The 25,153-nt window shown below is 61.0% G+C and carries 13 protein-coding genes; 8 read left to right on the top strand and 5 right to left on the bottom strand.

All coding sequences use genetic code 11. The features are described 5' to 3' along the window. The first annotated feature begins 275 nt into the window (after positions 1-275). From EV666_RS14245 to EV666_RS14225, 5 genes are all read left to right on the top strand, one after another. Entirely contained in the window at positions 276-1,589 is a 1,314-nt protein-coding gene (locus EV666_RS14245; RefSeq protein WP_280990845.1) for a nucleotide sugar dehydrogenase, read from the top strand. Positions 1,590-2,010: 421 nt separating this feature from the next. Continuing rightward, positions 2,011-2,883 carry a glucose-1-phosphate thymidylyltransferase RfbA gene (gene rfbA, locus EV666_RS14240; protein WP_132009362.1) on the top strand — a complete coding sequence of 291 codons (873 nt, stop codon included), beginning with the start codon at positions 2,011-2,013 and terminating at the stop codon, positions 2,881-2,883. 160 nt (positions 2,884-3,043) lie between these two features. Then, positions 3,044-4,330, top strand: coding sequence for a metallophosphoesterase family protein (locus EV666_RS14235; protein ID WP_132009359.1), 1,287 nt, complete (start codon positions 3,044-3,046; stop codon positions 4,328-4,330). Further along, positions 4,330-7,821: an AAA family ATPase gene (locus EV666_RS14230; RefSeq protein WP_132009356.1), complete on the top strand. Its 3,492-nt coding sequence runs from the start codon at positions 4,330-4,332 to the stop codon at positions 7,819-7,821. Before EV666_RS14235 ends, EV666_RS14230 begins: the two co-directional genes overlap by 1 nt. A gap of 610 nt (positions 7,822-8,431) precedes the next feature. Continuing rightward, positions 8,432-9,655, top strand: coding sequence for an acyl-CoA dehydrogenase family protein (locus EV666_RS14225; RefSeq protein ID WP_132009353.1), 1,224 nt, complete (start codon positions 8,432-8,434; stop codon positions 9,653-9,655). 105 nt (positions 9,656-9,760) lie between these two features. On the opposite strand, the gene EV666_RS14220 is transcribed toward EV666_RS14225, so the two are convergent. The 5 genes from EV666_RS14220 to EV666_RS14200 form a co-directional block, all read right to left on the bottom strand. Then, complete coding sequence (locus EV666_RS14220) at positions 9,761-10,495, bottom strand: hypothetical protein (RefSeq protein ID WP_132009350.1); 735 nt, start codon at positions 10,493-10,495, stop codon at positions 9,761-9,763. Positions 10,496-10,570: 75 nt separating this feature from the next. Continuing rightward, a complete protein-coding gene (locus EV666_RS14215) occupies positions 10,571-12,967 on the bottom strand; it encodes an Ig-like domain-containing protein (protein WP_132009347.1) in 2,397 nt (798 codons plus the stop codon). 57 nt (positions 12,968-13,024) lie between these two features. Next, a complete protein-coding gene (locus EV666_RS14210) occupies positions 13,025-14,452 on the bottom strand; it encodes a hypothetical protein (RefSeq protein ID WP_132009344.1) in 1,428 nt (475 codons plus the stop codon). After that, complete coding sequence (locus EV666_RS14205; protein ID WP_132009341.1) at positions 14,446-15,153, bottom strand: hypothetical protein; 708 nt, start codon at positions 15,151-15,153, stop codon at positions 14,446-14,448. Before EV666_RS14205 ends, EV666_RS14210 begins: the two co-directional genes overlap by 7 nt. 132 nt (positions 15,154-15,285) lie before the next feature. Further along, a complete protein-coding gene (locus EV666_RS14200; protein ID WP_132009338.1) occupies positions 15,286-16,884 on the bottom strand; it encodes a hypothetical protein in 1,599 nt (532 codons plus the stop codon). A 177-nt stretch (positions 16,885-17,061) separates the two neighbouring features. On the opposite strand from EV666_RS14200, the gene EV666_RS14195 reads away from it, so the two are divergent. From EV666_RS14195 to EV666_RS14185, 3 genes are all read left to right on the top strand, one after another. Further along, positions 17,062-22,113 carry an RHS repeat-associated core domain-containing protein gene (locus tag EV666_RS14195; RefSeq protein ID WP_132009335.1) on the top strand — a complete coding sequence of 1,684 codons (5,052 nt, stop codon included), beginning with the start codon at positions 17,062-17,064 and terminating at the stop codon, positions 22,111-22,113. A gap of 111 nt (positions 22,114-22,224) precedes the next feature. Beyond that, the gene (locus tag EV666_RS14190; protein ID WP_132009332.1) at positions 22,225-22,572 is read left to right on the top strand and encodes a hypothetical protein; all 348 of its coding nucleotides are present in this window, start codon (positions 22,225-22,227) and stop codon (positions 22,570-22,572) included. A 139-nt stretch (positions 22,573-22,711) separates the two neighbouring features. Beyond that, entirely contained in the window at positions 22,712-25,066 is a 2,355-nt protein-coding gene (locus tag EV666_RS14185; protein WP_165910030.1) for a hypothetical protein, read from the top strand. Positions 25,067-25,153: the final 87 nt, after the last annotated feature.

Raw genomic sequence — 25,153 nt, 5'->3', positions numbered from 1 at the left:
GAACGCCACGCGCCTGAGACATCACGCGCCTGAAGAGAAGCGCGCGATCAGCGTGCAAGCGCGCCAGGTCGCAGGGTGGCGCAGAATTCGGTTCCCTGTGAACGGGTTTGCTCCAGCCCCGCAGACGCTTGTGTCTTCCACCCCAGATTACGGATAATGCGCGGCAAATCAGCCGCGCCTGTTCCGGAGGCTTTCCCGTGCGTCACACGTCAGGCGAAACGTCATCCCTCCCGGCCGGCCAGCAAGCGGAAACCGTCACGGCCCTCGCGGCGCGGCTGGGCGCGCGGCTGGACAGCCGCGAAGCGGTCGTCGCCATTATCGGCATGGGCTACGTGGGCCTGCCGCTGGCGATCGCCGCCGCAAACGCCGGTTTTCAGGTCACCGGTTTCGATATTGATCCGGCCAAGGTGACGGGCCTCAACGCCGGCCGCAGCCACCTCAGCAGCGTCCCGCAGGATCGCGTGGCCGCCATGGTCGCGAGCGGGCGCTTCACGGCGACCGGAGAACCGGCCCGGCTGGCCAACGCCGACGCCATCCTGATCTGCGTGCCGACGCCGCTGTCGCGCTATCGCGAGCCGGACCTGTCGTTCATCGTGGCGACTGGCCGGCAGATCGCCGCCGTGCTGCGCCGGGGCCAGCTTGTCGTGCTGGAGTCCACCACCTGGCCCGGCACCACCAACGAGGTGTTGAAGCCGGAACTGGAAGCTTCGGGCCTCGAGGCTGGCGAAGACTTTTTCCTCGGCTATTCCCCGGAGCGCGAAGACCCGGGCAACGCCAGCTTCGGCACATCGGCCATACCGCGCGTGACCGGGGCCGACGATGCGCTGACCCGCGACCTGCTGCAACGGCTCTACGGCGCCATCGTCGCCCGCGTCGTGCCGGTGCGCGACGCCCGCACCGCCGAGGCGGTGAAGCTGACGGAGAACATCTTCCGCTCCGTCAATATCGCGCTCGTCAACGAACTGAAGCTGATTTACGAACGCATGGGCATCGATATCTGGGAGGTGATCGAGGCGGCGAAGTCAAAGCCGTTCGGCTACATGCCGTTTTATCCCGGCCCGGGACTCGGCGGCCATTGCGTGCCGATCGACCCGTTCTATCTCACCTGGAAGGCGCGCGAGTTCGGCGTGCCGACGCGCTTCATCGAGCTGGCGGGGGAGATCAACACCGCCGCGCCGCACCGGGTGATCGAGCGGCTGACCGATGCCCTGAGCGCGCGCCTGCGGCGCAGCGTCCATGGGGCGCGCATCCTGCTGCTCGGCGTGGCCTACAAGAAGAACGTCGACGATACCCGCGAAAGCCCCGCCTTCGTGCTGCTGGAAGAGCTGGAGCGCCGGGGCGCCGAGGTGGCGTTCCATGATCCGTTCGTGCCGGTGATCCCCATGACCCGCGAGCACGCGCCCCTGGCTGGCCGCACCTCCATCGCCTGGTCAGCGGAGGCGCTGGCCGGCTTCGACGCGGCGCTCGTGGCGACCGATCACGATGGGGTTGATTATGAAACCCTGACCGCCAGCGTGCCGCTGGTGATCGACACGCGCAACGCCACCGCCGGGGTGATCGCCAACCGCGACCGCATCGTCCGCGCCTGAGCCGCGCATCGCAGCCATGAACCACGCGGCAGTCAATTAACCGCGCGGCGGTCATTAACCACGCGTATCGTGCGGGAACGCACAGCCTGCTTTTTTGCTTTATCAGAGGGTAAACAAATGATTAATGACAGGCAGACGGGATAGCCACAGCGCGCCCGGTCGGACCAAGCTCGACGGAATATGTGTCATGGCCAAGAATCTGTTGCCTTTCCTGGTTGGCATTGTCGCCCCGCTGGTTGGCGCGCTGTATCTGCTGGCGCACACCTGAGGCCGCGAGCCGGTCGCTCCGACGTCCGGCCCGTCTGTCGCCCTCTCCGGCGCCGTCCGCCGCCATGAGGGATAACGCTTCCGCTTGCCAAGCTGGAACGTTTTGCCCATTGTCCAGGCGATCGGGGGCTGGAGCATCGGGATTCAACAGCACATGAAGGGCATCATTCTGGCCGGCGGTTCCGGCACGCGCCTGCATCCATTGACGCTGGTCACTTCCAAGCAGCTGATGCCGGTTTACGACAAGCCGATGATTTATTATCCGCTCAGCGTGCTGATGCTGGCGGGCATCCGCGAAATCCTCATCATCTCCACCCCGCATGACCTGCCGCAGTTCCAGCGCCTGCTGGGCGACGGCGCGCGCTGGGGCGTTGAATTTTCCTACGCCGAACAGCCAAGCCCCGACGGGCTGGCGCAGGCCTATATCATCGGCGCGGATTTCGTGCGCGACGACAATTCGGCGCTGATCCTCGGCGACAATATTTTCTACGGCCATGGCCTGACCGACCTGCTGGCAGGAGCCCGGGCGCAGCCGGATGGCGCGACGGTGTTCGCCTATAACGTCATGGACCCGGAGCGTTACGGCATCGTTGAATTCGACAAGGCCGGCCGCGCCCTCAGCATCGAGGAAAAGCCGGCGAAGCCCCGCTCGCATTGGGCGGTGACCGGCCTGTACTTCTATGACCGCGACGTGGTCGACATCGCCGCCAACCTGAAGCCTTCGCCGCGCGGCGAGCTGGAGATCACCGACGTCAACCGCGCCTATCTGGAGCGCGGCAAGCTCAATGTGCAGCAGATGGGCCGCGGTTTCGCCTGGCTCGACACCGGCACCCATGACAGCCTGGTGGACGCCGCCAACTTCGTCCGCACCCTGGAAAAGCGCCAGGGCCAGCGCATCGCCTGCCCCGAAGAGGTGGCTTTCGAGCAGGGCTTCATCGACGCCGGCCAGCTGGAGCGGCTGGGACAGGCGCTGGGCAAAAGCGGCTATGGCCAGTATCTGGTGCGCCGGGCGCAGGAAGGCTGCTGAGGAGGGCCGCTGATCAGGGGCCCTGAGGGCCGGGGAGCAACCCTCCCTGCCCTGTTCGCTGGACACCGCAGGCGACATTTGCTCAACACGACGTGACGCGCTGCATCACCTGTTGATGCAGCGCGTTCTGGTTTCCGGGCAACCCGAGAGGAGACGGGGATTGGCGTTTCGCTTCGTGCATGCTGCCGACATCCATCTGGATTCTCCCCTGCGCACCCTGGCGCTGCGGGACGCCGGGGTCGGCAGGCTGATCGCCGACGCCACCCGCGAAGCGCTGGCCCGCATCGTCGACATCTGCATCGAGGAGCAGGTCGACGCGCTGGTCGTGGCGGGCGATCTTTATGACGGCGACCAGACCTCGATGAAAACCGCCCTGTTCCTGGCCGGGCAGATGCGCCGGCTGGAGGAGGCCGGCGTTCGGGTCTACATCATTCGCGGCAACCATGACGCGACCTCGCGGATCACGCGGGAGCTGACCTTCCCGGCCAATGTCACCGTGTTCGGCGGCCACGCCCAGGCGGTGGAGGTCGCCCGGCCAGCGGGGGCCACGCCGGTATTCATTCACGGCCTCAGCTTCGCCCGCCCCCATGCGCCGGAATCGCTGCTGCCAAAGTTCAAGGCGCCGGTGGCCGGGGCAATCAATATCGGCGTGATGCACACCAGCCTTGGCGGAGCCGAGGGGCATGACGTGTACGCGCCCTGCGCGATCGCTGATCTGGACGGCAGCGGCTTCGACTACTGGGCGCTCGGCCACATTCACAAGCGCGCGGTCTACCAGGGCCGTTGCGCCGTCGTCATGCCGGGCAATCCGCAGGGGCGCGACATCAATGAAGCCGGGCCCCGCTCCGTCACCCTGGTTTCGATTGATGATGCGCGCGCCGTCACCCTGGAAGAACGCCTCACCAGCGTCGCCGAATTCGCCCGGGCCGAGGTCGATCTCGGCGGCGCGCAAACCCGCGCGGATGTGGCCGAACGGTTGCACCGGGGCCTGGCGGAGTTGCGCCTGAGCGTAGGCAGCCAGCATCTGGTGGCGCGGCTGCGGCTGGGCGGCGCGACGGTCATGGCCGGCTGGGCCCGGCGCGACGCCGACCGCCTGCTCGCCGAAGCGATGGCCGCGGCGCAGCGGCTCGACCATTGCTTCATAGACAAGGTGGAGATCGGCGCTGACCTGCGCGACATCGCGCCCGCCGTCATGGCCTCCGACGCCGATCCCACCCACGAACTGGCTCACCTCATCAGCGAGCGGGTGCTGGTGTCGGAGGCCTTCGCCGCCGCCGCCCGCACGGCGCTGTCCGACGTGGTCGGCCAGTTGCCGCCTGAACTGCGCGACGCCTTCGACCCCGGGCGCGATGCGGCGCGCGACGCCCTGATCGTCGCCCTGGCCCGTGAGGGCGCGGCCGACGCCCTCGCCTGCCTGAGCGCGGACGCAACGGAGCAGGACGGTTAATGCGCATCGAACGGCTCGATCTGACCCGCTATGGCAGGTTCACGGACCAGACGCTGGACTTTGGCCCGGCCCGCCCCGGCAAACCTGACCTGCACATTGTGCTTGGCCCCAACGAGGCCGGCAAAACCACAGCGCTGAACGCCTGGCTCGACCTGCTCTACGGCATGGCGCCAAACACGCCCTATGCCTTCCAGCACGGCTACGAGCTGATGCGCGTGGGCGCGCGGCTGGGGCTCGCCGACGGCGCGCGTGAGTATGTGCGGGTGAAGCGGGCCAAAAACAGCCTGCTCGACGCTGACGGCCACCCGGTGCCGGACGACGCGCTGGCAGAGGCCATGGGCGGACTTGGCCGCGCCGCTTACGCCAACATGTTCTCCCTGGACGCCGACGCGCTGGAAGCCGGCGGCAAGGAGGCCATCGCCAGCAAGGGGCAGCTGGGCGAGATGCTGTTTTCCGCCAGCGCCGGGCTTGGCGCGCTCTCCGGCGCGCTCGGCGACCTGCGCGCCCGGGCCGACGCCTTCTGGAAACCGCGCGGGCGCAACACCGAACTGGCCAGACTGAAGAACGAACTGGCTGAGTTGCGCCAGCAACGGGACGCGATCGACGTCATCGCCTCGCGCCACGCAACGCTGCGCACCGAGCTTGAGCGCTGCCTGACCAGCTATGAAGCCGCCACCACAAACCAGGGGCAGCTCCGGCGCCGCAGCGACGACATCCGCGGCGTTCTGGCGGCGCTGGATCTGGCGCCGCGGCTGGCGGCGCAGCGCGCCAGGCTGGCCGAACTTCCCGAGCATCCCGAAGCGCCCGCGGCCTGGGCCGACAGGGCTGGCGAACTGGTGATCGGGGAGGCCCGGGTGCAGGCGAGCCTGCGCGCGCTCGGCCAGCGGGATGAAGAGCTGACGCAGCGCCTCGCCGCGCTTTCACCAGACGAAGCCGGCCTGCGGCTCGGCGCGGAACTGCCGGCGCTCGACGGGGCGCACGCGCAATATGTCTCGGTGTCGCGCAGCCTGCCCAACCGGCGGCAGGATCTGGAAACCTGCGCCCAGGACACAGCGGCGCTGTTGCGCCAACTGGAGCGGCCAACGGATGAGGACGCCGCCGGCCTGCTGTTGCCAGGGCGGCTGGTCATCACCCTCCGCGAGCTGATCGACCGCCGCGCGGTGATCGACGCACAGTTGCAGGACGCCCGGCGCGAATACGCCGACGCGCAGGCGGCGCTGGAGCAGGCGGAAACTGGCCTGACGGACATGCCAGCGATCACGGCGGACACGGCGGCCATGGACGGGGAGTGGCTGGCCCGGCTTGCCGCCGCCGCCGACCATGCCCGCCAGCAGGGTTTCGACCGGCGGCTGGCGGCGCAGCGGCGCGACGCCGCCGACGCCAGCGCCCGGCTTGACCAGCGCCTGCAACTCCTCGCCCCATGGCGGGGCGACGCAGGCGCGCTGGCGGCCATGGCGGCGCCGGCGGGCTCCCTTCTGGAAGCGCTCAGCCGGGACCTGACCGAAGCGCTGCGCGCCCGCGACCATCTCAACCAGGTCATCGACGGCCAGCGGGCCAGGCGCGACGAGACGCTGGCCGAACTGGCCGGTCTGGCCAAGGTCACCGGCGCGGTGGACGAAGCCGGCGCGGCCGGGGCGCGCGCCAGGCGCGAACAGGCGTGGGCCGCGCACCGGCTGACGCTGGACGCGGCCAGCGCCGACGCTTTCGAAGCGGCCATGCGCCACGACGACATGGTGGCCGAAACCCGCCTCACCCGGCAAAAGGAGCTGTTGCAGGCGGTGCAGTTGCGGCAGCAGCAGGCGCAGATCGAACAGCGTCTGGCGCAACTGGCGGCCCGGCTGGGCGAGGCGGAAACCCGGATATGCGAACTGCGCCAGCAGACCGGGGCGGTCGCCGGCGCGCTGTCGCCGGAACTGGCGGCGCTCGACGCGCCGGACGCCCTGACCGACTGGCTGCAGCGCCGCCAACGCGCCCTGGATGCCTGGGAGCCGCTGCTGGCCAGGCAGCAGCAATTGGCCGAAACCACCGCATTGCGTGACGAGGCGGCGGCTGAGCTGCGCGCCCTGCTTGGCCAGGCCGGCGTCATGGACGATGGCGACAGCCTCGCCGCCCTGATCGCCACGGCGGACCGGCTGCGCGCCGCCGCCGACGCCAGCCGGCGCCAGCGCGAGGAGCGGCAGCGAACGGCGCGGGAACGCCAGCACCGCAAGCGGGCGCTGGAGCGGGTGGAAACCGCCGCCAGCGCCTGGCAGGGCGCATGGGCTGAAGCCTGCGGCGCCTGCTGGCTGGGCGATTTGCGCCCACCGCCAACGCCGGCGCAGGTGCGGGCGGCGCTTGACGTGCTGCCCCAGCTTGAGGCGACGCTGGGCAGGCGCCAGGACCTCGCCAGCCGCATCGACAAAATGGAGCGGGACCGGCGAAATTTCGCCGACGCGGTGCTGGCGCTGGCGCAACGACACGCCGCGACCGATGGAACGGCAGACGCCAGCGGCGAGGCGCTGGCGCTGTATCAACGCCTGCAGGCCCGCGCGGCGGCGGCGGCCGAAACGCTGCGACGCCGTCAGGACATTCAGAACGAGCAGGCAGACGTGCGGGAACGGCTGCAACAGCTTGGCCAGCAGGCGGCGCTGCTGCAAGCGGAAGCCGCCCGCATCACCAGCCATTTTCGCGTGGAAACGCTAACGGAGGCGCAGCAGGTCCTGGCGGCGGCGCAGAAACGCCGTGAGGCGCTGGCGCAGATCGGCGAGCTGGAACAGCAGATCCTGCAATTCACCGGGGCGGCGACCATCGACGACGCCGACCGCCAGCTTGCCGGGGCTGATCGCGGCGCGCTGCAGGCGGAAGCCGCCACGCTGGCGGCGGCGATCGACGCGGCGCACGCCCACGTGCTGGAGTTGCACGCCGAGCGCCGCCGGCTGGAAAAAGCCATCGCCGACATTGGCTCCGACGCCGCTGCGGCCCAACTGGAAACCCACCGCCAGACGGTGCTGCTGGACATCGCCGAGAAGGCGCGCGGCTATCTCAAGCTGCGGCTCGGCGTCGCCGCCACCGAACTGGCGCTGTCGGCCTGGCGTGACAATCATCGCAGCTCCCTGCTGCGCCGCGCCTCCGAAGCCTTCAGCCAGATGAGCTGCGGCGCCTGGGCGGGCCTGACGGCGCAACCTGGCGCATCTGGCGAGGCGCTGGTCGCCGTGGATGGGGAGAACCGGCCGAAGGAGGTGGAGAAACTGTCCAAGGGCGCCCGGTTCCAGCTTTACCTCGCCCTGCGCATCGCCGCCTTCCATGATTTCGCCGCCGGGCGCACGCCGCCGCCATTTGTGGCCGACGACGTGCTGGAAACCTTTGACGACGCGCGCGCCGCCGCCACGCTTGACCTGTTCGCGGACATGGCGGGACAGGCCCAGGTGATCTATTTCACCCATCATCGCCACCTATGCGACATGGTGGCCCAACGCTGCCCGGACGCCATGTTGCACGTACTTTCCGCCTGACAAACGCCGCAGATCCATAACCAAAACCGCTTGTTTATGGAAAAATTGCCAATTGGACGGCGCTGCTGAAGCTTGCGATATATCTGCCCATACAGGGAGAAAACGTCTCAAGGACGGCGGCGGCCGGGACCATGCCACGCGGAAGACGTCGCAACAGAACGATGTTCCCGCCCATGGTCCCGGCGCCATCCTCAAGCCCTCAATCCGACATGTCGTCATGTCCCGCGTCCGTCCCGCTGGCCGGGCGGGCGAACGGCCGCGCCTTTTCAGGCCTGGACGCGAAGACGCTGACGTATCGCGCCCTGAAAGCGCAAACGCCGCCGGGCCTGCCCCGGGCGTGAGGCGCCCTTGCGCCTGCGTCAGGGATCGCCTGCGACGCCGCGCCGGGCGTTGCGGCGGGCGCGCCGATGGGCAGGCTGTCATGTTGAGCCGGCATATTTCCTCCTGAAGGAGCGGTTTCCACGGGCGACGGCGCCCGCCGCCGGAAATGCGCCCCGGATTTTCACAGGCGCCCTGGCGACGAGGTCACTGGACCGGCGACGGGGCGCCCCGTCAGGCCGGCGCGCATCCTGAACCGACAGGATCGCGCGCCGCACAACAGGAGCCCAGCATGGATTTCGAACCTACCCAGAAGGTCCGCGAACTCAAGGCCAAACTTGAGAAGTTCATGGACGCGCACATCTATCCGAACGAGCACGACCATCACGCCTTTGTGCGCAATCCCGACAATCTGTGGAAGCACTGGCCGAAGCTGGACGAGCTGAAGGAAAAGGCGAAGGCCGAAGGCCTGTGGAACCTGTTCCTGCCGCATGAATACGGCGAATACTCCCCCGGCCTCTCCAACCTGGAGTATGCGCCGCTGGCCGAGATCATGGGCCGCGTTCCATGGTCGTCCGAGGTGTTCAACTGCGCCGCGCCCGACACCGGCAACATGGAGGTGCTGGCCAAATTCGGCACGCAGGCGCAGAAGGACCAGTGGCTGACGCCGCTGCTGAACGGCGACATCCGTTCGGCCTATCTGATGACCGAGCCGCAGGTCGCCTCCTCCGACGCCACCAATATCGAGACGGAAATCCGCTCCGACGGCGACGATTACGTCATCGATGGCCGCAAGTGGTGGATCTCGGGCATCATGGACCCACGCTGCAAGCTGCTGCTGTTGATGGGCAAGACCAACCCGGAAAATCCGCGCCACCAGCAGCAGTCCACGGTGATCATTCCGCGCGACACGCCCGGCGTGCACATCGTGCGCACCACCACCGTGTTCGGCAGCCTGCATTCGCCGGGCGGCGAGGCGGAGCTGCGGCTTGAGAACGTGCGGATTCCGAAATCGAACATCATCATGGGCGAAGGCAAGGGCTTCGAGATCGCCCAGGGGCGCCTTGGCCCGGGCCGCATCCACCACTGCATGCGTTCGATCGGCCAGGCCCAGCGCGCCCTGGAGATCATGGCCAATCGCGTCGACAGCCGCGTCGCTTTCGGCAGGAAGCTGGCCGACCAGAGCTCGATCCGCCAGGACGTGGCCCGCTCCTATTGCGAGATCGAGATGGCCCGCCTGCTGACCCTGAAGGCGGCGGATCACATGGATCGCTACGGCAACAAGGTGGCGAAGGACCTGATCGGCGCCATCAAGATCATCGCGCCGCAAATGGCGCAGACGGTGATCGACCGCGCCATCCAGGCCCACGGCGGCATGGGCGTCAGCGACGACACCCCGCTGGCCTATTTCTTCACGCTGAACCGCTTCCTGCGCATCGCCGACGGCCCGGACGAGGTGCACATGTCACAGCTCGGGAAGCTGAAAATTCAGGAGTACGTCAACGCCGGAAGGTAACGACCAGGGCAGCGCCAGTATTTGAATCTGATGTGCGCAACGCCAATGCGCGACGGGCATGGCCCGTCGCGCATTTTTTTTTGGACGTCGACGCCGAAAACTGCGTCACTGGTTTGGCGGCGGGGGGACGCTCGTGTGCGCCTGCCCCTCCACATCGAGCGCCCAGAGGCCCATGTTCGATGCCGAGCCATACTGGTAGGCAAGCACCAACACGTTGATGGTACTCATCCCCTCGGCGCTGCTCCATTGCCATGAGGTTCCATCGGTCGGCGTATTCCCATCTTTCGCCGCAAATATCATGACTGCTCCGCAGTTCCAGTATGGCTTTAGCTGGATATAGGCCGCCGCATTCACGTCCGTGACGCCAATAACCGGATAATAATGTTCGCTGGTAGCAACTGAACCCGAGCTCGAAGTGTAATATGCCGTGCCGTTAAAGACCGCCGACATCCTGTATCTCTTACTGTTATTCGAATTACCGTCAGACGCGAAGGCATTCACCTGCGTGATCGTCCACCGGTCGTTCGAGCTCACAGCCGTCAGAGGAACACCGCCGATTATGCCCCGGTCACCAGCGGGATCCTTCCAGTACATATTCTGAATTGGATTACCAGGAGCGTTGTCGTCGTCTTTAGGATTCTTGTCATCGTCTTTCGTCGCCAGACGACTGAACTGGACCCCCGCGGTGGTTACAACATCCGGCGCAGCGCCGGACACGGTGGCAACAACCGGCTGCCACGTCTGTGTACTGCCGTTCAGGGTGCTCAGCAATGCGCCCGGCTGTGGCAAATTCAGGTTGAGCACGAATTCCCTGCTGATATTGCCATAGATATCTACCAATTTGAGTTTCCATGACTTCCATTTGTTGGCTGACTTGCCCAGGTCGCCAAAACCCGCAACAACAGTTATGCCGATCTAACCAGCACCAAAGGATGGGGCCGTCAGGCCCCAGGTCACGCCATCAAGCGTCATGCTCTGCGTTGCGGGCGTCTCCACTTTGGCCGGGCGACCCAGCTTGTTATTCTTGTAGTCATCGTTTGAAACATAATAATTATTGTCCTGAAAAAAATATGCCTTTATTTGATAGCCTCCCCATTTTACGTCATAGTATACGCAATCTTCCGTTGAACGGGGCATCTCCACATCGGGATCAATATCAAGGTCCGTGGGCATGAAAGCGCCAAACAGCGTAGAGCCCGAAGGCAATGACACGGTCATGTCCCAGCGGCGCTGATAGTTCTGGGGTGTATCGTCGCCATTGTAATTATAGGGCCCATCGTTTCTGGTGGAAGCATCCTGCTGCGACGTGACGGTCTGGACCAGATCGATGGCCGGATTCGTGTACAGTTTCTTGGGAATCGAATTGATCACGAGAGGAAATTCGGGCCGAGCAGTGGAGCTCGTATACTTGTATTTCGCCGCGCCGTTGTAAGGATAGCCAGCATCCATTATCAGGCCTACTTCCGTACCAGATGACGTGATCGCGCCGTCATCTGCGAACGTCAGATAGTAATAGAGCGTGGCTTTGCCATCGACAACTGTAGACTCCGGGTCATCGCGCCTGGTGGGAGGGTCCACAGGAAGGGCAAGATCCGCACCTGCCTGTCCGAGGATCTCCTTCTCGAAGATGTTAGGCTTCGTGTCAACGACAACGAATGAAAACGGACCTGTTTTACTGCCGCCCCCCATAGAATAGGCCAAGCCAGTTGGATAATCCACCAGCTTGATTGCCGCCTTGACGTCATTGAGCGCCGGCTGATTGTCGGCTGTCAGGTCTTTACCGAAAATATCCGTCAATGCAATTACGATTTCTACAGCAGCTTGATGCAATCCATTTCTATAAATACTACCGACGTTAATTGAACTACCGATGAAGTTTAATGCCTGCACATTTCCTGACGCCCACGCCGACCCGAAATTAATTGTCGCCTCTGAGTCGCCGTCGCCACCACCGGGGCCTGGCGTCATCGTCAGGGTGACGTCTTCGATGTGACCGTCCTGCATATAAACCGTAGCCGGCGCATAATTTTGGGGGATAAAATTGCTCTGAGGATCATTGTATTTGACGGAAAGCGTCAATTCTTTATATGCCTCTTCCCCAGAATAACTCGACGACATTTTAGCTTTACATTGATTTCCATCAATGGAAAAGACTATATCTCCATAGCCAGCCCAAGGTTTTGCATTCAGTTCATATCTGGCCGCGATCTTCACAGATCCGTTGAGGGTGGCTGGACCGCCGGAGGCATTCACCCAGGTGACATCAAGACCGTCGAAGTGTGCGGGGTCCGATGGCGTCGCATATTGGGTACTATCGATACCAATCTTAAGGCCCGCTGGAACCCTGCTTTCGAAAGCAATGTGATCGGTCGCACTGCTGCTGCCCACAGTCGCATCGCCACTCACTGAGCCGCTGCACCAGGTGAACGAATTGATGGTTATCGTGGCGAGGCCATCGGTGTTGGTTTTCACCGTTGCGCTGTTGCTGTTGTATCCAACAAAATAGGCGAGCTTGCTGTGGATTGTCAGATCCACACTGGCCTTGACGCCGTTTCCTTGTCCGTCGGTCACCTTGACGGTGATTGTTTGACCGGTGTCTGCGGCTTCGAATGTCACTGTCCTTGGCGACAGATCCAGGACCAGGTCCGGCGGTGCGGTGAATGCGATATCTTTACTGCTGGTTGCAGCCTGATGCGGGGGCGTGCCCGTGGCGGTCACCCTGCCGCTCTCCACCTTCTTATCGACAATGTAGGCAATGGCTTGCCCGTCACCGTTCACCTTTACCACCTTGGTTCTCGCGCCGGGGTCGCCATCCGCGAAGTATGCCGCATCCAAACCTTCCAGTTCAAATACGACGGAAGCGTCGGTGAACGTCAGGCCATTATCCGTGATGGTCGCCGTGGCGGCAATGGGGATAAGTCCCCCCGCGGGCGCCTCCTCCGGCTCCACCGTCAACGTCATCACGTCCTTGCCGTCCTGCTGGATGAAACTGTATGGCTTCATGTCCGTGCCGCCAGGCGGATTGATACTCGAGAAGGTCAGCATGCCATCGCAAGCGGTGCTGGATGTGAATCTTTCCGGCGGCACAACACCCGTACTGTCAGCTTCTACATTGCAGGTATTTGTACGGGTTTTGGCGAAAACCGCGCCCGCAGTAAGCGTGAATGTTCCCGTGGCGTTCGGCTGCGCGTGGCCGTTCAGTGAAATGGTCCCAGAGGCGCGCATATCTGTGCCTACAAATGCTCGCATCGGGTTCAATATGATTTTGCAGGTGACGTCGTCCGGATTCGTATCGTCTTTCAGTCCCGTCATTATCGGCGCTCCAATTATGCATTTCGGGGAAAATTTTAATATAAATACAAATCGGCCTTAACCAGAGAACGGTGTTCTTTCAAAGCGAACCGTGATTTCCGCATCACAGTTCTCACCACTAAGAATTATTATAGATGTTTCCGCCACCTCATCTGTGAGACTGATCGTGCAGGTATTATCGTCGTGGGTCAGGCTTTTCACGCTGGAAAGGTAGCCGCGCACGAGCGCAGAGCCGCTCGCCCTCACGTTGACGGTCACCACGGTGAACGGCAGCACGACGTAAATCTGGCAAAAATCGTTGACACCAGCAATCGCCGTCGCCCGGCAGCCATAAGCCGTATATTTCGTCTGATCGACCAGATAGGCTCCCGCGAACCTGCTGACGACACGGACCGGGAGGACCACCGCTGCATCGTCAGCCACCGTGACGTTGCACGCGATCTGCCTCGTCTCCTCCCCCTTGTCATTCATGTAATAGATATCAGCGCTCGCCAGGCCAGAAGCATCGGCGAAGAGGCTGAGCACGCTGCTGTCGTTAGCAGCGAAGGCAACGCCCTGGTCGACCGCCAGGGTAATGGCGCGAAAGGGCTGTGTCGCAACCCAGACCCGGTTGGCCGGCGCGAGGTAAGGCCTGTCAGGCGAGCGAAACGGCGCGTCGGAGGTGGCGCTGGCGAGAATGAAGGGCTCCGCCGCGTCCAGAAGCAACTGGGCCGGGCGGGACACGCCCGCGACGGCGCCAACGCCGTCTGACGGTTGCGCCATAGCCGCAGATATGGCTGCCCGCGCCGTTTCATCCCTCCCCCCCAGGTAATTGACGCGATAGCGGGCCAAGCAATGGCCGCCATCGCCCGTTGGCAGCACGTGGGTCATCTTGACAAACGCATCAATGTAACCGGCGGCAATATCGGCTGCCGTCAACTGTCGGGACAACAGCACTTGCGCTGCCTCAGGAACGGGTGTCCAGACGCTATTATAGCCCTCCCACATGATGGTGATGCTGTCCCCTGTCCCCAGGGTAGCGCACGGAGCCCGCACCACGACGCCACCAGCCCGGGCAATCTCCTGACAGGTCGCCACGCCCGCGACGAAATCGGGAAACGACGGCGGATCCAGCCAATCGTCGGTCGCCCCGGACACATCGATATCAGCTGACGGGGAGAGCGCCCCGTTTCCGGTGGCGTCGGTCACGCCGTAGCGCAGGGCCAGGCGGCCATTACTGAAGGCCCAGGCTGGAACCGTGAGGGTGATGTTCTCCCTAAAGCCAACGTGGGCCGGCGGCACGGTTGGGGCCGGCGCGTCATCCAGCAGAACAATGAAACTGTCGTTGCTGCGATGGTCCGTGTAATGGGGCACGCACATCTGAACCGCCCCGCCGGCACTCCCCACATCCAGGACGCCATTCTGCGCCTGGGGCAACGTAGGGATGGGGAGCCCCTCATAGCCAGCATATCGGGCCCAGCTACCGGAGCGACGAATTTTCACCATCTTACCACTCCCCCGGCAGCGTCCTGCATAGGCGGGAGCGGCGCGAAGACATCCGCCAACCCTGCATCTGCGATAAAGGAGCAGGTCACGAACAGAATTTCGCCATCGGGAGATTCCGGCAGGGACAGACGCACCATGACCGCCTCCGGAAACCCGTCAACAATACGGACCTCCGCGCAGCCATCCTCCAGCAGCAAGACCTTGCCGTCGTTACTGGAATCTCCATCAAGCACCTGACCGAAACCGGCGGCGCGCGCCGCAACCATGGACATGGGAACCGGATCCGGATTCTGGTCAATATCGACAAAAATGCTGTCATACTGACCGCCACCGGCACTTGCGCCAACCGCAGCGCCATACCAGAGGAACTTACCCGGCCCAGCCTGGAGCGGAGCGAACGACAGCACCTTCTTCCACGCGTTCGGCGAATCGTCCGCCGCGGTGAGCACCGTCGTGGCAGGGCTGTTAACCGACGTCACGAAACAGACCCTGGCATGGCCCTGGCCATCCTCATCCAGGGTCAGGTTTTTCGATTTCGCGCCTGTCGTGCTGTCGAAATGGGCTTCATCGGCCTCAACGGCGAGGCTGATGACCTCGCGGCTACCGCCGCTGATCCAGACTGTGTTGAACCCGACCAACCGGCTGGTTTCGGGCCCTGAAACCGGCGCGCCGCCGGTCGCAATGAGGCTCGTTATCGCCATTGCCCACCCCCAAGGACGGCTTCCGGCAAATCAATGCATTTGCACACGGAAGCCGGAGTTACATAAATAGCAATAGTTTTAAAATTTATATGTATGCTAGCGATAAAATAATAACTCTACCCTTGCGTAGAGTTACGCGCCCGTATCGAGATTCAACATCACATACTCGGAATATATTTCATTTTCCGGCTCATCTGCCTCATTTGCGCGTACAACATAATATTCTGCATAGAACTTTGCTTGATCCGGTCCGTTCTGGTCGGGCACATAGCCGCGCAGGTTGGCGCTGGGGTAGATGACCGTAATCTCGCCCGCGGTAATATCCGCTTCAGCAATCCGCGTGCTACTTTGGAAGGCATTACCTATATGTTCGTTAGTCCACAGGCTCCAACCCTGAAGATATATGGTTGATGAAAGTAAATCACCAACTTTTGGCGTCCATCCTTTGGCCGCCTTAACCGGAATTTTCAGCCGTAAGCCATTCTGTATTGTATTGACGTTGACGACCTGCGACGCATTCTCGACAAGAGGGGGCGGCAGATCACGCGGCGAGATGGTCGGGTCGGGCGCGTACTCGCCTCTCTCGCCGATACAATGGAATTTTCCGGTGGACACCGACGTCCGGCACCCGCCCTGCTGGGAGCTGACGACATAGAAAATTTCGTTGTCAGGTTCACGTCCGCCTTTTGCATCCGAATCCGAATTGAACAGGGGCTTGGCCAGGAACACCGCGACCTCAAGAGGCAAAGGCTCTCCTGTTGGAAAATATAATTCCTGATACTGGACGCTGCGGCCATTCATAAAAATAAAAAGGTCGTAGTGCTGACCGCGCTCGAACGGATTCGTGCTAATAGTAATGGGGACGGTGTTCGACGTGACTCCATCAAGATTCAACCGTCCGCCGTCGGTGGGAAGATTCACGCTCGGCGCAGAATAATTATAGTCAATCACGTCGGGATCGTAGACAGCGACCGCCTCCATATTCAGAGACCCCTTTACTTGCCCCCAACAACTCAAGGCAACACGGGTCGCGATTGTCTTCGTTACAAGCGTCAACCTTGCTACGCCGGCTTCGTCCGTCTTGCCATGAATGATAGGGCTGCCAGGCGCAATCTCTGAACTCACGACAGGCGCCTTATGCAGCCTGTCCGTATCCGCGAACGCATTTACGTTATTGAAGACATTCTGGTCATTGCCCCCCGACCAGTACACGGCATACCCAGGCACCGGAACACCTGACCCATCCGTGACGGCGGCCTTCATTACTACCTTGTGGCCCAGCTCGTCAGCATTCAGCCCATCGAAAGGATTGACCGGAACGGCAGCCCGGTCCAGCGAGCAATTGACAGTGGCGACTGTTTTCTGAAGGGCCCAGAGAGACTGGCTTTCCCCAGAGTAACCAGACAGAATAATTTCATAACCCACATTCGACCCGCCGCGCTCGGAGGCCGGAGCGAACGCATAGAATTCGCCCTCATACACGGGCGGCGTCTGATCTCCGACACTGGTCAACGACAGCGTCCAGGCGTTATCTTTCATCGCCAGGGTGTCGTTGTCGGGCCAGACTCCCCCCAGGAAATTAATCTTGACTGCTATATTGGAAGGAAGATTATCGTCCTCTAGAGACGCCGCATATGTTACAACACAGCGCACAATCTGATTGCGATAGATCTTGGCGTTTGCGGCAGGTTCAAACGTCATTTTGCCGCTATAATTCGGGTTTACTGGCATGGCACGCTCCATAGGGAAATCAACCCCATGAGATTATCACTCAAGATCTAAAACACAGCAGAAAAACAAAATCATTTGATCTAGAATAAAGCATATGCCTTTAATCTTGGATACAATTGCAAACATAAAATGTCATTATGGAGGCTCCTTCACCGATTTTTCCCAAGGATCTCGCCGATGGCTGCTAATTATTTTTCTCATTCCGATAATTTTGTGAACAGCGTTTCCAGCAATGTCGATCCGCGCACCGGTATGTACACATGCACGGTCAAGCTTGGACACAATTCCGAAAACATATTCAGAGGCCCCAAGCTTCCGCTGGTCATTGGTTATGCCCCGTTTCAAGGTAGCAATTTTGGGTTGGGAAGCGGCTGGGCCTTCAATTTCAGCTCCTTCGACACCTCCAGCAGCTCAGGCACCCTCACCTGCATGAACGGAGAAAACTATACGACCCAGAACAACCAGGGGAGGTATACGCTTAACCAAGCCAAGCTTACGTCGCTGAAACTGACGTCAACCTCCAGCCAGTACAGGGTCGATCACGGCGATGGAACCATCGAGATCCTCACGGGACCGAATGACCCACATTTGTTGAAGGTTCCTGTCAAAATTTACTCACCAACCGGCGCTGCCTTCTCGCTCAGCTGGGGCTCCAGTGGGAGCGCTCCCCGGATAACCTCCATCAGGGATGACAGCGGTGCGCGCGTGCTGTCAGTAACCTATAGCACAAGCAGCTTTACCCTCGAGTTGTGGCCGGATTCAGAAGCTAACAAAGTGGTATATACGGGGATCCTCCAGTCAAACCAGTTGGTATCACTCTCGGCAACAGGGGATGACGGAAACGGCAATGCACAATATTGCACGTGGGCATTTGATTATGACAGAAGCCTGCCTCAGGGCCCAGTTATCGACCAGGTTACCTACCCACTTGGGATGGTCGAAAAGGCAACCTACACGGCCGCCGGTCACAATTATCCCCCTGGAGGCCCTTCCAGCCCGCTGCCCTACGTGACCAGCTTCACGCGCACGCCCCATGGCGGCGGGCCGCTCGAAAAGTTCGAATACACCTTTACCTCCCGTAATTTCCTGGGCGGCAGCGGTCAGACAGTGCCCTCGGGCACGCCGTATGATCCCGCGATGGATAATCTTTACCCGCATGCGAAGGATAACCCGGCTTTTACATATTCGTCCACGACAAACCATATAAGTGGAAGCCAAACCCCCATAAGCACCACGCGCACCTATGATGCATTCCACAGGCTAATTCGAGAAGAAGAGAAGTATATAAATAGTACGTCGAAAACGCGCGCCACAACTTACTACGGAACCATGTCGCAGGGCTTCGACAATCAACCGAACAACTACCAGCTTCCCAAACAGGTGACGACGACCTATGTTGCGCCGGCGGACAGCACGCTGGCGACGGGCGGCACGCGGGCCGAGACGACGCTGTTCTCCTATGACACCCAGGACGGCGTGCGCACCATGATGCAGACGCCGGACGGGATCAGGACCGACTACGTCTATTACGACGCCAGCGGCAGCAACGCCACATTGTCCGACGGCTTCACTTACGAATGCCCCGCCAGTCTCTCCGGGCGCAAGCACTACATCAAGACCATCACCATCACCTATCCGGCCCAGGATCCCGATGGCAACGCCTTCGACGCCCGCACCGAACTGCATGAGTTTGCATGGAAGAGCATTGCCATTCCCGGAGCCGGCGGCGCCAGCGGGCCCGCCCCTTATGCCGTCGTGCCTTCCGCCGTCCGCTCATCAACCCTTGCCAGCGACGCCGACCTCAACAACAAGACAAAGCTGCGCCTGCTCACCGTCACCTATGTCTCCACTGGCCAGGATCTGGGGCGCATCAGCACCGTCACGGAACAGTTGCCAGACGAAAAGGGCAAGTTCCAGGACGTCGCCCGGATCGCCATGACCTACAACACCACCGACGACACCTTCACCGAGAATCTGGAGTATACCGGCTACCTGCCGGCCGCCGCCACAGCCACCGCCAGCCGCTCCTTCTGCGTCCGCACCGGACAGATGACGCAAAGCATCAACGAACTCGGCGTCATCAACACCCGCGCCTATGACTGGCTCGGCCGCATCCAGACCCTGACCACCGCCAGCGGCGGCGACTACGCCCACATCACCAGCTGCGCCTACACCCTCGCCAAACGGGGAGGCGACAGCGTCGCAACCCTCTCCGCCATCATCTCCGACAACGCCGGACGCCAGGCCCGCGTCGAGTGCGACGGAGCCTCGCGCGTCACCGCGGCCTACCAGGGCGACGGAACCGATCAGAGCGACGGGTGGCCACAGGTCGCCAGCGCCACCTATGACGCCCTCGGCAGGCCGAGCACCACCACCATCCGCGATCAGGCCGGCGGCGCCAGCAGCACCATCAACGGGTCCTTCGCATACGACGCATGGACCATCAACAACATCCGGGAGATCACCAGGGGGCCGTGGAGCAATGACGACTTCGACCCCGTCTCGCTCAAAAGCATCGCCTCATGGAACCGGAACACACCCCCCGCAAGGTCCGGCAGGACCGTCACCGAATATGACACGCACCAGAACCCGGCCAAGGTCACGCGCACGACCGCACCCGGCGCGGTGGAGGGAACGTCCTTCATGCAGCATGACGGGCGGAAGCGCCTGCGCGTCCATACCGACGAGAGCGGCAACGTCACCCAAACCAGCTACGACGACTGGAACCGCCCCACAGCCTTCACCCTCGCCGACGGGACCAGCATCGGCGTCACATATGACGCCGCCTTCACCAAGGCCCTGCCAACCGCCGTCAGCATCAACAGCCTGCAGGTCGCCTCGCGCTCCCACGACGGTCTCGGACGCATCCTCACGGAGACATGGGGAAAGCAGGAGAGCGTATGGACCTATGAAGGGGCCGCCACACGTCCCGCATCCCACGCCATAACAGGCGGGAACACCGTCATCTCCACCTATGTCAACGAGCTCGGCCAGGCCCTCGAAAAACGCGAGGTCAAGGACGGCGCCCTCTCCCACGACTTCACCTATTACAAAAACCCCGCCCCCGGCGACCAGGATTCCGACCAGAACCCCGCCGGGCTCCTCGCAACCGCAACGCAGACCGACACGGCGGACCCCGCAAACAACTCGACCATCACCCGCACATATGACGTATGGGGCCGCCTCATCTCCGAAAAGATCACCCTGGACGGCAAGGATCTCGGCAGTCCCGCCACATGGACATATACCGCCCTCGGCAGGCCGCTCACCTACACCGATCCCACAGGTCGCACGTTCTCCTTCTCCTATGACAGCTACGGACGCCTCGCCAGCACAAAGCGCGGAACCGCCCGCGATGGCGGCGTCAGCGTCAGCTACACCTATGACGACGACAGCGGACTTGTCACCGACTGGACCACATCAATGGTCGGCGGCAGCGCCATCGCAACCGAAACGGTCGCCTATGATGACTTCAATCGCGAGACATACCGCACCATCTCCCTCACAGGCGGCGACACGCTCACCATAACCGGCGGAACATCCACCAAAACCGCCGGAAAAAAATACGGAAAAAACAGCCTCGTCGCGCAAACCAGCGTCCTGATCAACGACAAAACCGTCGTCCAGACAAACAATTATACCTACGACGAACGCCTGCGACTTACAAAATACACATGCTCCGGCGAAAAGCCGCCGGCAACAGCCAGCGGAACCCCAATCTCGGAAATCGGCTACACCTACGATGACTACAACAACATCACAGCCGTCACCCGCACCGCTGGCAGCGCCGACACAACCACCTATACCTATGTCACGGAAGGAGACGACGCCAACCCCTTCGTCCTGGCAAAGCTCAATGGCCAGGACGTGACAAGCAACGCCGCCGGCGCGACAACCGCCATGGCCGGCCGCACATACACCTATGACGGCTTCGGACGTCTCGCCAGCGTCAGGGAAAACGACGCCACCATCGCCACCTACCGCTACGACGCCCTCAACCGCCTCATCTGCGAGATCCCGGCCCAGGGCGATCCCATCTACTTCTTCTACGCCGGCAACGCCCTCTCCCTCATCGTCGAGTCTCCGGACGGCGTCATGTCCCAGGGACGCGAAACCGCATGGCTCCACGCCGCCGGCGGACCCGCTGTCGAAAAAGGACCACGCGGAATCAGGGTCATCGCAGCTGACGCATCCGGAACAGTCAACGGATGGGCGCCCGTAAACACAACCTCATTCAACACAATCGCATGGGATCCATATGGAGCCGCTTCCCCCGACAGCCTCAGAAACGCGCCACTCATCGGCTACAACGGACACTACAGGGACGCCGCAACAGGTCTCCAGCACCTCGGAAACGGATACAGGCCATACGACCCCGCAACAGGCCGCTTCATCGCGCCAGATAACGAAAGCCCATTCGGAAAGGGTGGATACAACCCTTTCGCATACTGCGATAACGATCCCGTAAATTACAAAGACCCTACTGGACGGGCCAAATGGTGGAAGGTGGTGCTGTGGCTCGGCGTCATCGCAGTGTCTGTAGCCCTTACCTATGGCGCTGGCAGCGCGGTCCTTGCCGCAGGGTTCACTGCTGGCGGCGCTGGGGCTGCCCTTGGCGCGGCCACTGCTCTCTCATTTGTTGTTTGGGGGGTGAGCGGACTCCTGGACTCCATCTACGAACCAATTGCCCACAGTTATGACACGCCGGATTCCGGCAGCGTACAAGACCATAACGCAAAGGTCCTAAAAACCTCCAAGCAGGTACATAAATGGAGCTTTATGTTTGGGCTTTTCGCCGCGACGATTGGCAAATTTGGGGGAGGCGGTGGCCCCTCCAGCGCGGCGCCTCCGCCTTCGCAGAACTTGTGGGCGGTTCCCCATGTGGCGCCAGCATTCGCTGACAGCGCAGATGATCCCTCCGGGCGCGCGCCTGGACCCGGACACGCCGTGAAAGACACCAGCCACCGCCAGCCAACGCCGACAAATGAGGCGCTGATGGGAGCCAACCACCACACTGCGGTCCATGGCCCAACTTTGCTGCCGATCGAACTCGCGTCACATGACGATCACAACGACGCATTCACCAGCGACATCTTCCCTAGTGGCAGCCCGGCGCGGCAACGTCATTGGCGCGTGGATACATTCCATGCTGTCCCGGCGTCCATCCTGGGATGGCTGGCTCACATCGCACCCACGCCGGCTCAACCGGCGTCCGGGACGCGTATTTGATGCGGCGAAAGCATACGCCTCCGCCGCACCGGAATAGTTAATATTTGTAAAATATTAAAATAGTCATCGAGATTGTTGATACTCATCCATTAACTTATAAAGGAATACAAAATGAGCGCCGGCGACAATACCGATAGTGGTGACGGATACACACTGGAACTACAGAGCAACGGAGCTAATGTACCAATCACGAACGGCGTCCTGCTCACCGCCACGCTAACCAAATCCGGGGCGCCTTGTGCGTCCAAGTCAATCACGTTTGAGATTGACACACCGTCCTATGACCCCTTAGCCCAGCAGCAGCCCTACCTCAACCCAGGAAACTACGGGACCTACACAACAACAACAGACCAATATGGTTGCGCCAGAACCACCCTGTTCGCCGGCGGCTGGACGGGAAATGTAACGGTGGAGTGCAACTTATACAACTCCATCGCAGGATTCACTTACGCCGTATAACGAGATCAATTTTGTCCGCGCCAAGGTTGACTCGCTTACGGTGACACTTGTCCCGAATTCCACCCCCATGTGTGGAATCATCCAGGCAACCGCAACAGTGAAGGCTGGGAATTCATATCTGGAAAACATACCCGTTCACATGAGTCTGCCCCCAAACAACAATGGCGCGAGATTTTGCGACGAAAATGGCACATATAAAACGGGCGCCAACGAATTTCATAGCAATTTGACCAGCGACACTTCCGGTAAAGCAACGGCGTATTTTACATCTCCACTTTGGGTTTCCGGAACTTTACTGGTTGACATCGACGATGCCGATGGAACCGTCGACGATCAACGCCCGCCATACACATTTGAGTATAACACTAAAGTCACCGCGATATTCAATGACGCGGCGGTTTGCAACAAAGATGGAGATTCCAACATTATAGCCGGCAGCGGCAGCGGCACCCCAATGGACAAGCGGACGAACACTCCCCAGGCGCCTGCTGACGGCAGAAGCTACCTGCTGATCAGCGGCTGGGTCGAGTTGTCAGGCGCCCCCCTTGGAGGCAACCCCACGGTCACCCTTCAGACCTCCGAGCCCATAGCCACATTCGTTGGCCACGACGATAATATGCCCAACACAATCACCGTGGTCTGCACCGATCATGACAGGTATGGCGCCATATGCCATGGCTATTTTGAAGCCAGACTGATCGGCACCGCGCTGACAAACGGTGAGGTGAAGGTAACAATACTTCGAGACGGCCAGACAGCGGAGACCCTCACTCCGGTGGACGACGCGGTTTTTTATGAATTCGTAGACCCGTGGAGTTCCGTCAACAACACAAGTATCGAGTTCAACACTGGTCCAAACAACTTTAAAAATTCCTATAGTATCTATGCCAACGGGCTGCAGCAGGCCCCGATAATTCTTACTTTCACGCTCACCTCGGCTTTTGACGCGGGAGCCATTCCCCAAAGCGCCTGCCCTTCCCCCGCAGCGGTGTCCCAGCAGGTGCTGTTTCTGGATTATGTATCTGGCGACCCCATCGCCCAGCTGTCAGATCCGACAATCCCGACAGATAAAACGTGGGGATATGATAACGCCCCGAATGATTACAAACAGAAAGATCTTGACGCCCCGGCGCCAATCGCGATTCTCGACACGAATTCATCCAATGTCACTGGTAGCATAGCAACCCTTTATTACTATATCCGGCACGGCGTGAGCAACAATCCCCAGCCTCTCACTCTCGGCGTCATGATCAGCCCGACCGGATCTTTCCTCGCTGGAACACCGCCAGCCCTGGAACAGGCCTCCCCCAAAAACTATTCGCAACTGGGCGCGGCACTGGGCGATCTGATTGAGATCAATCCCAAGCCACCGCCGCAACTCGTCACCGGCAGCCTCAGCGTCACCTGCACGCCGTTCTCCAGCGCCCGGCAGTCTGATGAAGGCCCGGCCAATGCCCCGGGGAGCCCGGAGTACAAGGAAAATTACTATCGTCGATTCGATTACGAGATCAGCCCATCAGCCGAATTCAAGGATAAATGTCAATTTGATAACGTGTCATTTTCCGTTGTCGAGGACGCAGTAAATTATCTAAAAGATAATAAATGCTGCTATTCATCCAATGTCAACGAACTGTATGATTACCGCCTTTATCTATGGCCGACAAATATATCCAATCTGGAGAATGTGATCGTGCCAACCAAGGACGGCACCTATAAGATGCAGAGCAATATCGACTACGGAGCCAAGATCAAACCACCGAAAAATGACAACGTTATCTACGTTAGCCGTTATATCGGCTTTGGCGCCGTATACAACAAGCGGTACATTCAAACAGATATCAACATATTGATGACGGATGACTTCGGGAACACCTATGAATTCCATTTACCCGCCGACACAATTCCGCAGAAATACGACAAAGTAAAAATGGAACAGTTCAACCCCACGAAACCTGGCTCGAACACGCTCGTAAACATCGACACAACCAACACCGCGGCAACCTATACCGTTGGAGGCATAAATGGCGTGAACATCAGCTCGAGGACGCCCGTAATAAGTAACCCACCCGCAACAGCGACAGACTACGATTTAACATATCAAACCATCCAGGGGGATACGAGCCCGGCGAGAATGACCATCACACTGAATAACACATATGGCTACGCTGCATCTGAGTATATTTCGCCGGTTTTTAATCTGTCATTTGACGACGACCAACAATGCGGACGTTCAATTATTTACGATAGCGCCAACTATAAGAACTTGTTGCTCTGCGCTCCATCTAGTTGGACGAGCGGAACGACGGTCCGGGGCGTGACGCTTCGCCCCTTGTGGACAGCCGGCAGGTTCCAGCTGGGCGTCAATCCCACCGTTGACGACGCCGCCGCATCGGGAAACGTGCTATATGCGCTCATCTCCAGTTCCGTCGGCGCCACCGTCAGCATCCGGCAATGGTCGAGCGACGGCCAAATGGTATGGCGGGTTGGAACCTGATAGCGCAGGGACACGCGGCTGTTAGTGCATTTGCGTGCCATACAACTCAATTTGGCAATGGTACTTCCTGACAGGAAACGCCGCGCC

This window comes from Camelimonas lactis (genome assembly GCF_004342915.1).
Taxonomy (GTDB): Bacteria; Pseudomonadota; Alphaproteobacteria; order Rhizobiales; family Beijerinckiaceae; genus Camelimonas; species Camelimonas lactis.
This window is presented reverse-complemented; position numbering and strand designations above follow the sequence as displayed.

Bases quoted from the DNA above. Each gene is read 5' to 3' on its own strand.
- rfbA (WP_132009362.1), top strand. From the start codon at position 2,011: ATGAAGGGCATCATTCTGGCCGGCGGTTCCGGCACGCGCCTGCATCCA.
- EV666_RS14230 (WP_132009356.1), top strand. From the start codon at position 4,330: ATGCGCATCGAACGGCTCGATCTGACCCGCTATGGCAGGTTCACGGAC.
- EV666_RS14225 (WP_132009353.1), top strand. From the start codon at position 8,432: ATGGATTTCGAACCTACCCAGAAGGTCCGCGAACTCAAGGCCAAACTT.
- EV666_RS14215 (WP_132009347.1), bottom strand. From the start codon at position 12,967: ATGACGGGACTGAAAGACGATACGAATCCGGACGACGTCACCTGCAAA.
- EV666_RS14210 (WP_132009344.1), bottom strand. From the start codon at position 14,452: ATGGTGAAAATTCGTCGCTCCGGTAGCTGGGCCCGATATGCTGGCTAT.
- EV666_RS14205 (WP_132009341.1), bottom strand. From the start codon at position 15,153: ATGGCGATAACGAGCCTCATTGCGACCGGCGGCGCGCCGGTTTCAGGG.
- EV666_RS14200 (WP_132009338.1), bottom strand. From the start codon at position 16,884: ATGCCAGTAAACCCGAATTATAGCGGCAAAATGACGTTTGAACCTGCC.
- EV666_RS14195 (WP_132009335.1), top strand. From the start codon at position 17,062: ATGGCTGCTAATTATTTTTCTCATTCCGATAATTTTGTGAACAGCGTT.
- EV666_RS14190 (WP_132009332.1), top strand. From the start codon at position 22,225: ATGAGCGCCGGCGACAATACCGATAGTGGTGACGGATACACACTGGAA.
- EV666_RS14185 (WP_165910030.1), top strand. From the start codon at position 22,712: ATGAGTCTGCCCCCAAACAACAATGGCGCGAGATTTTGCGACGAAAAT.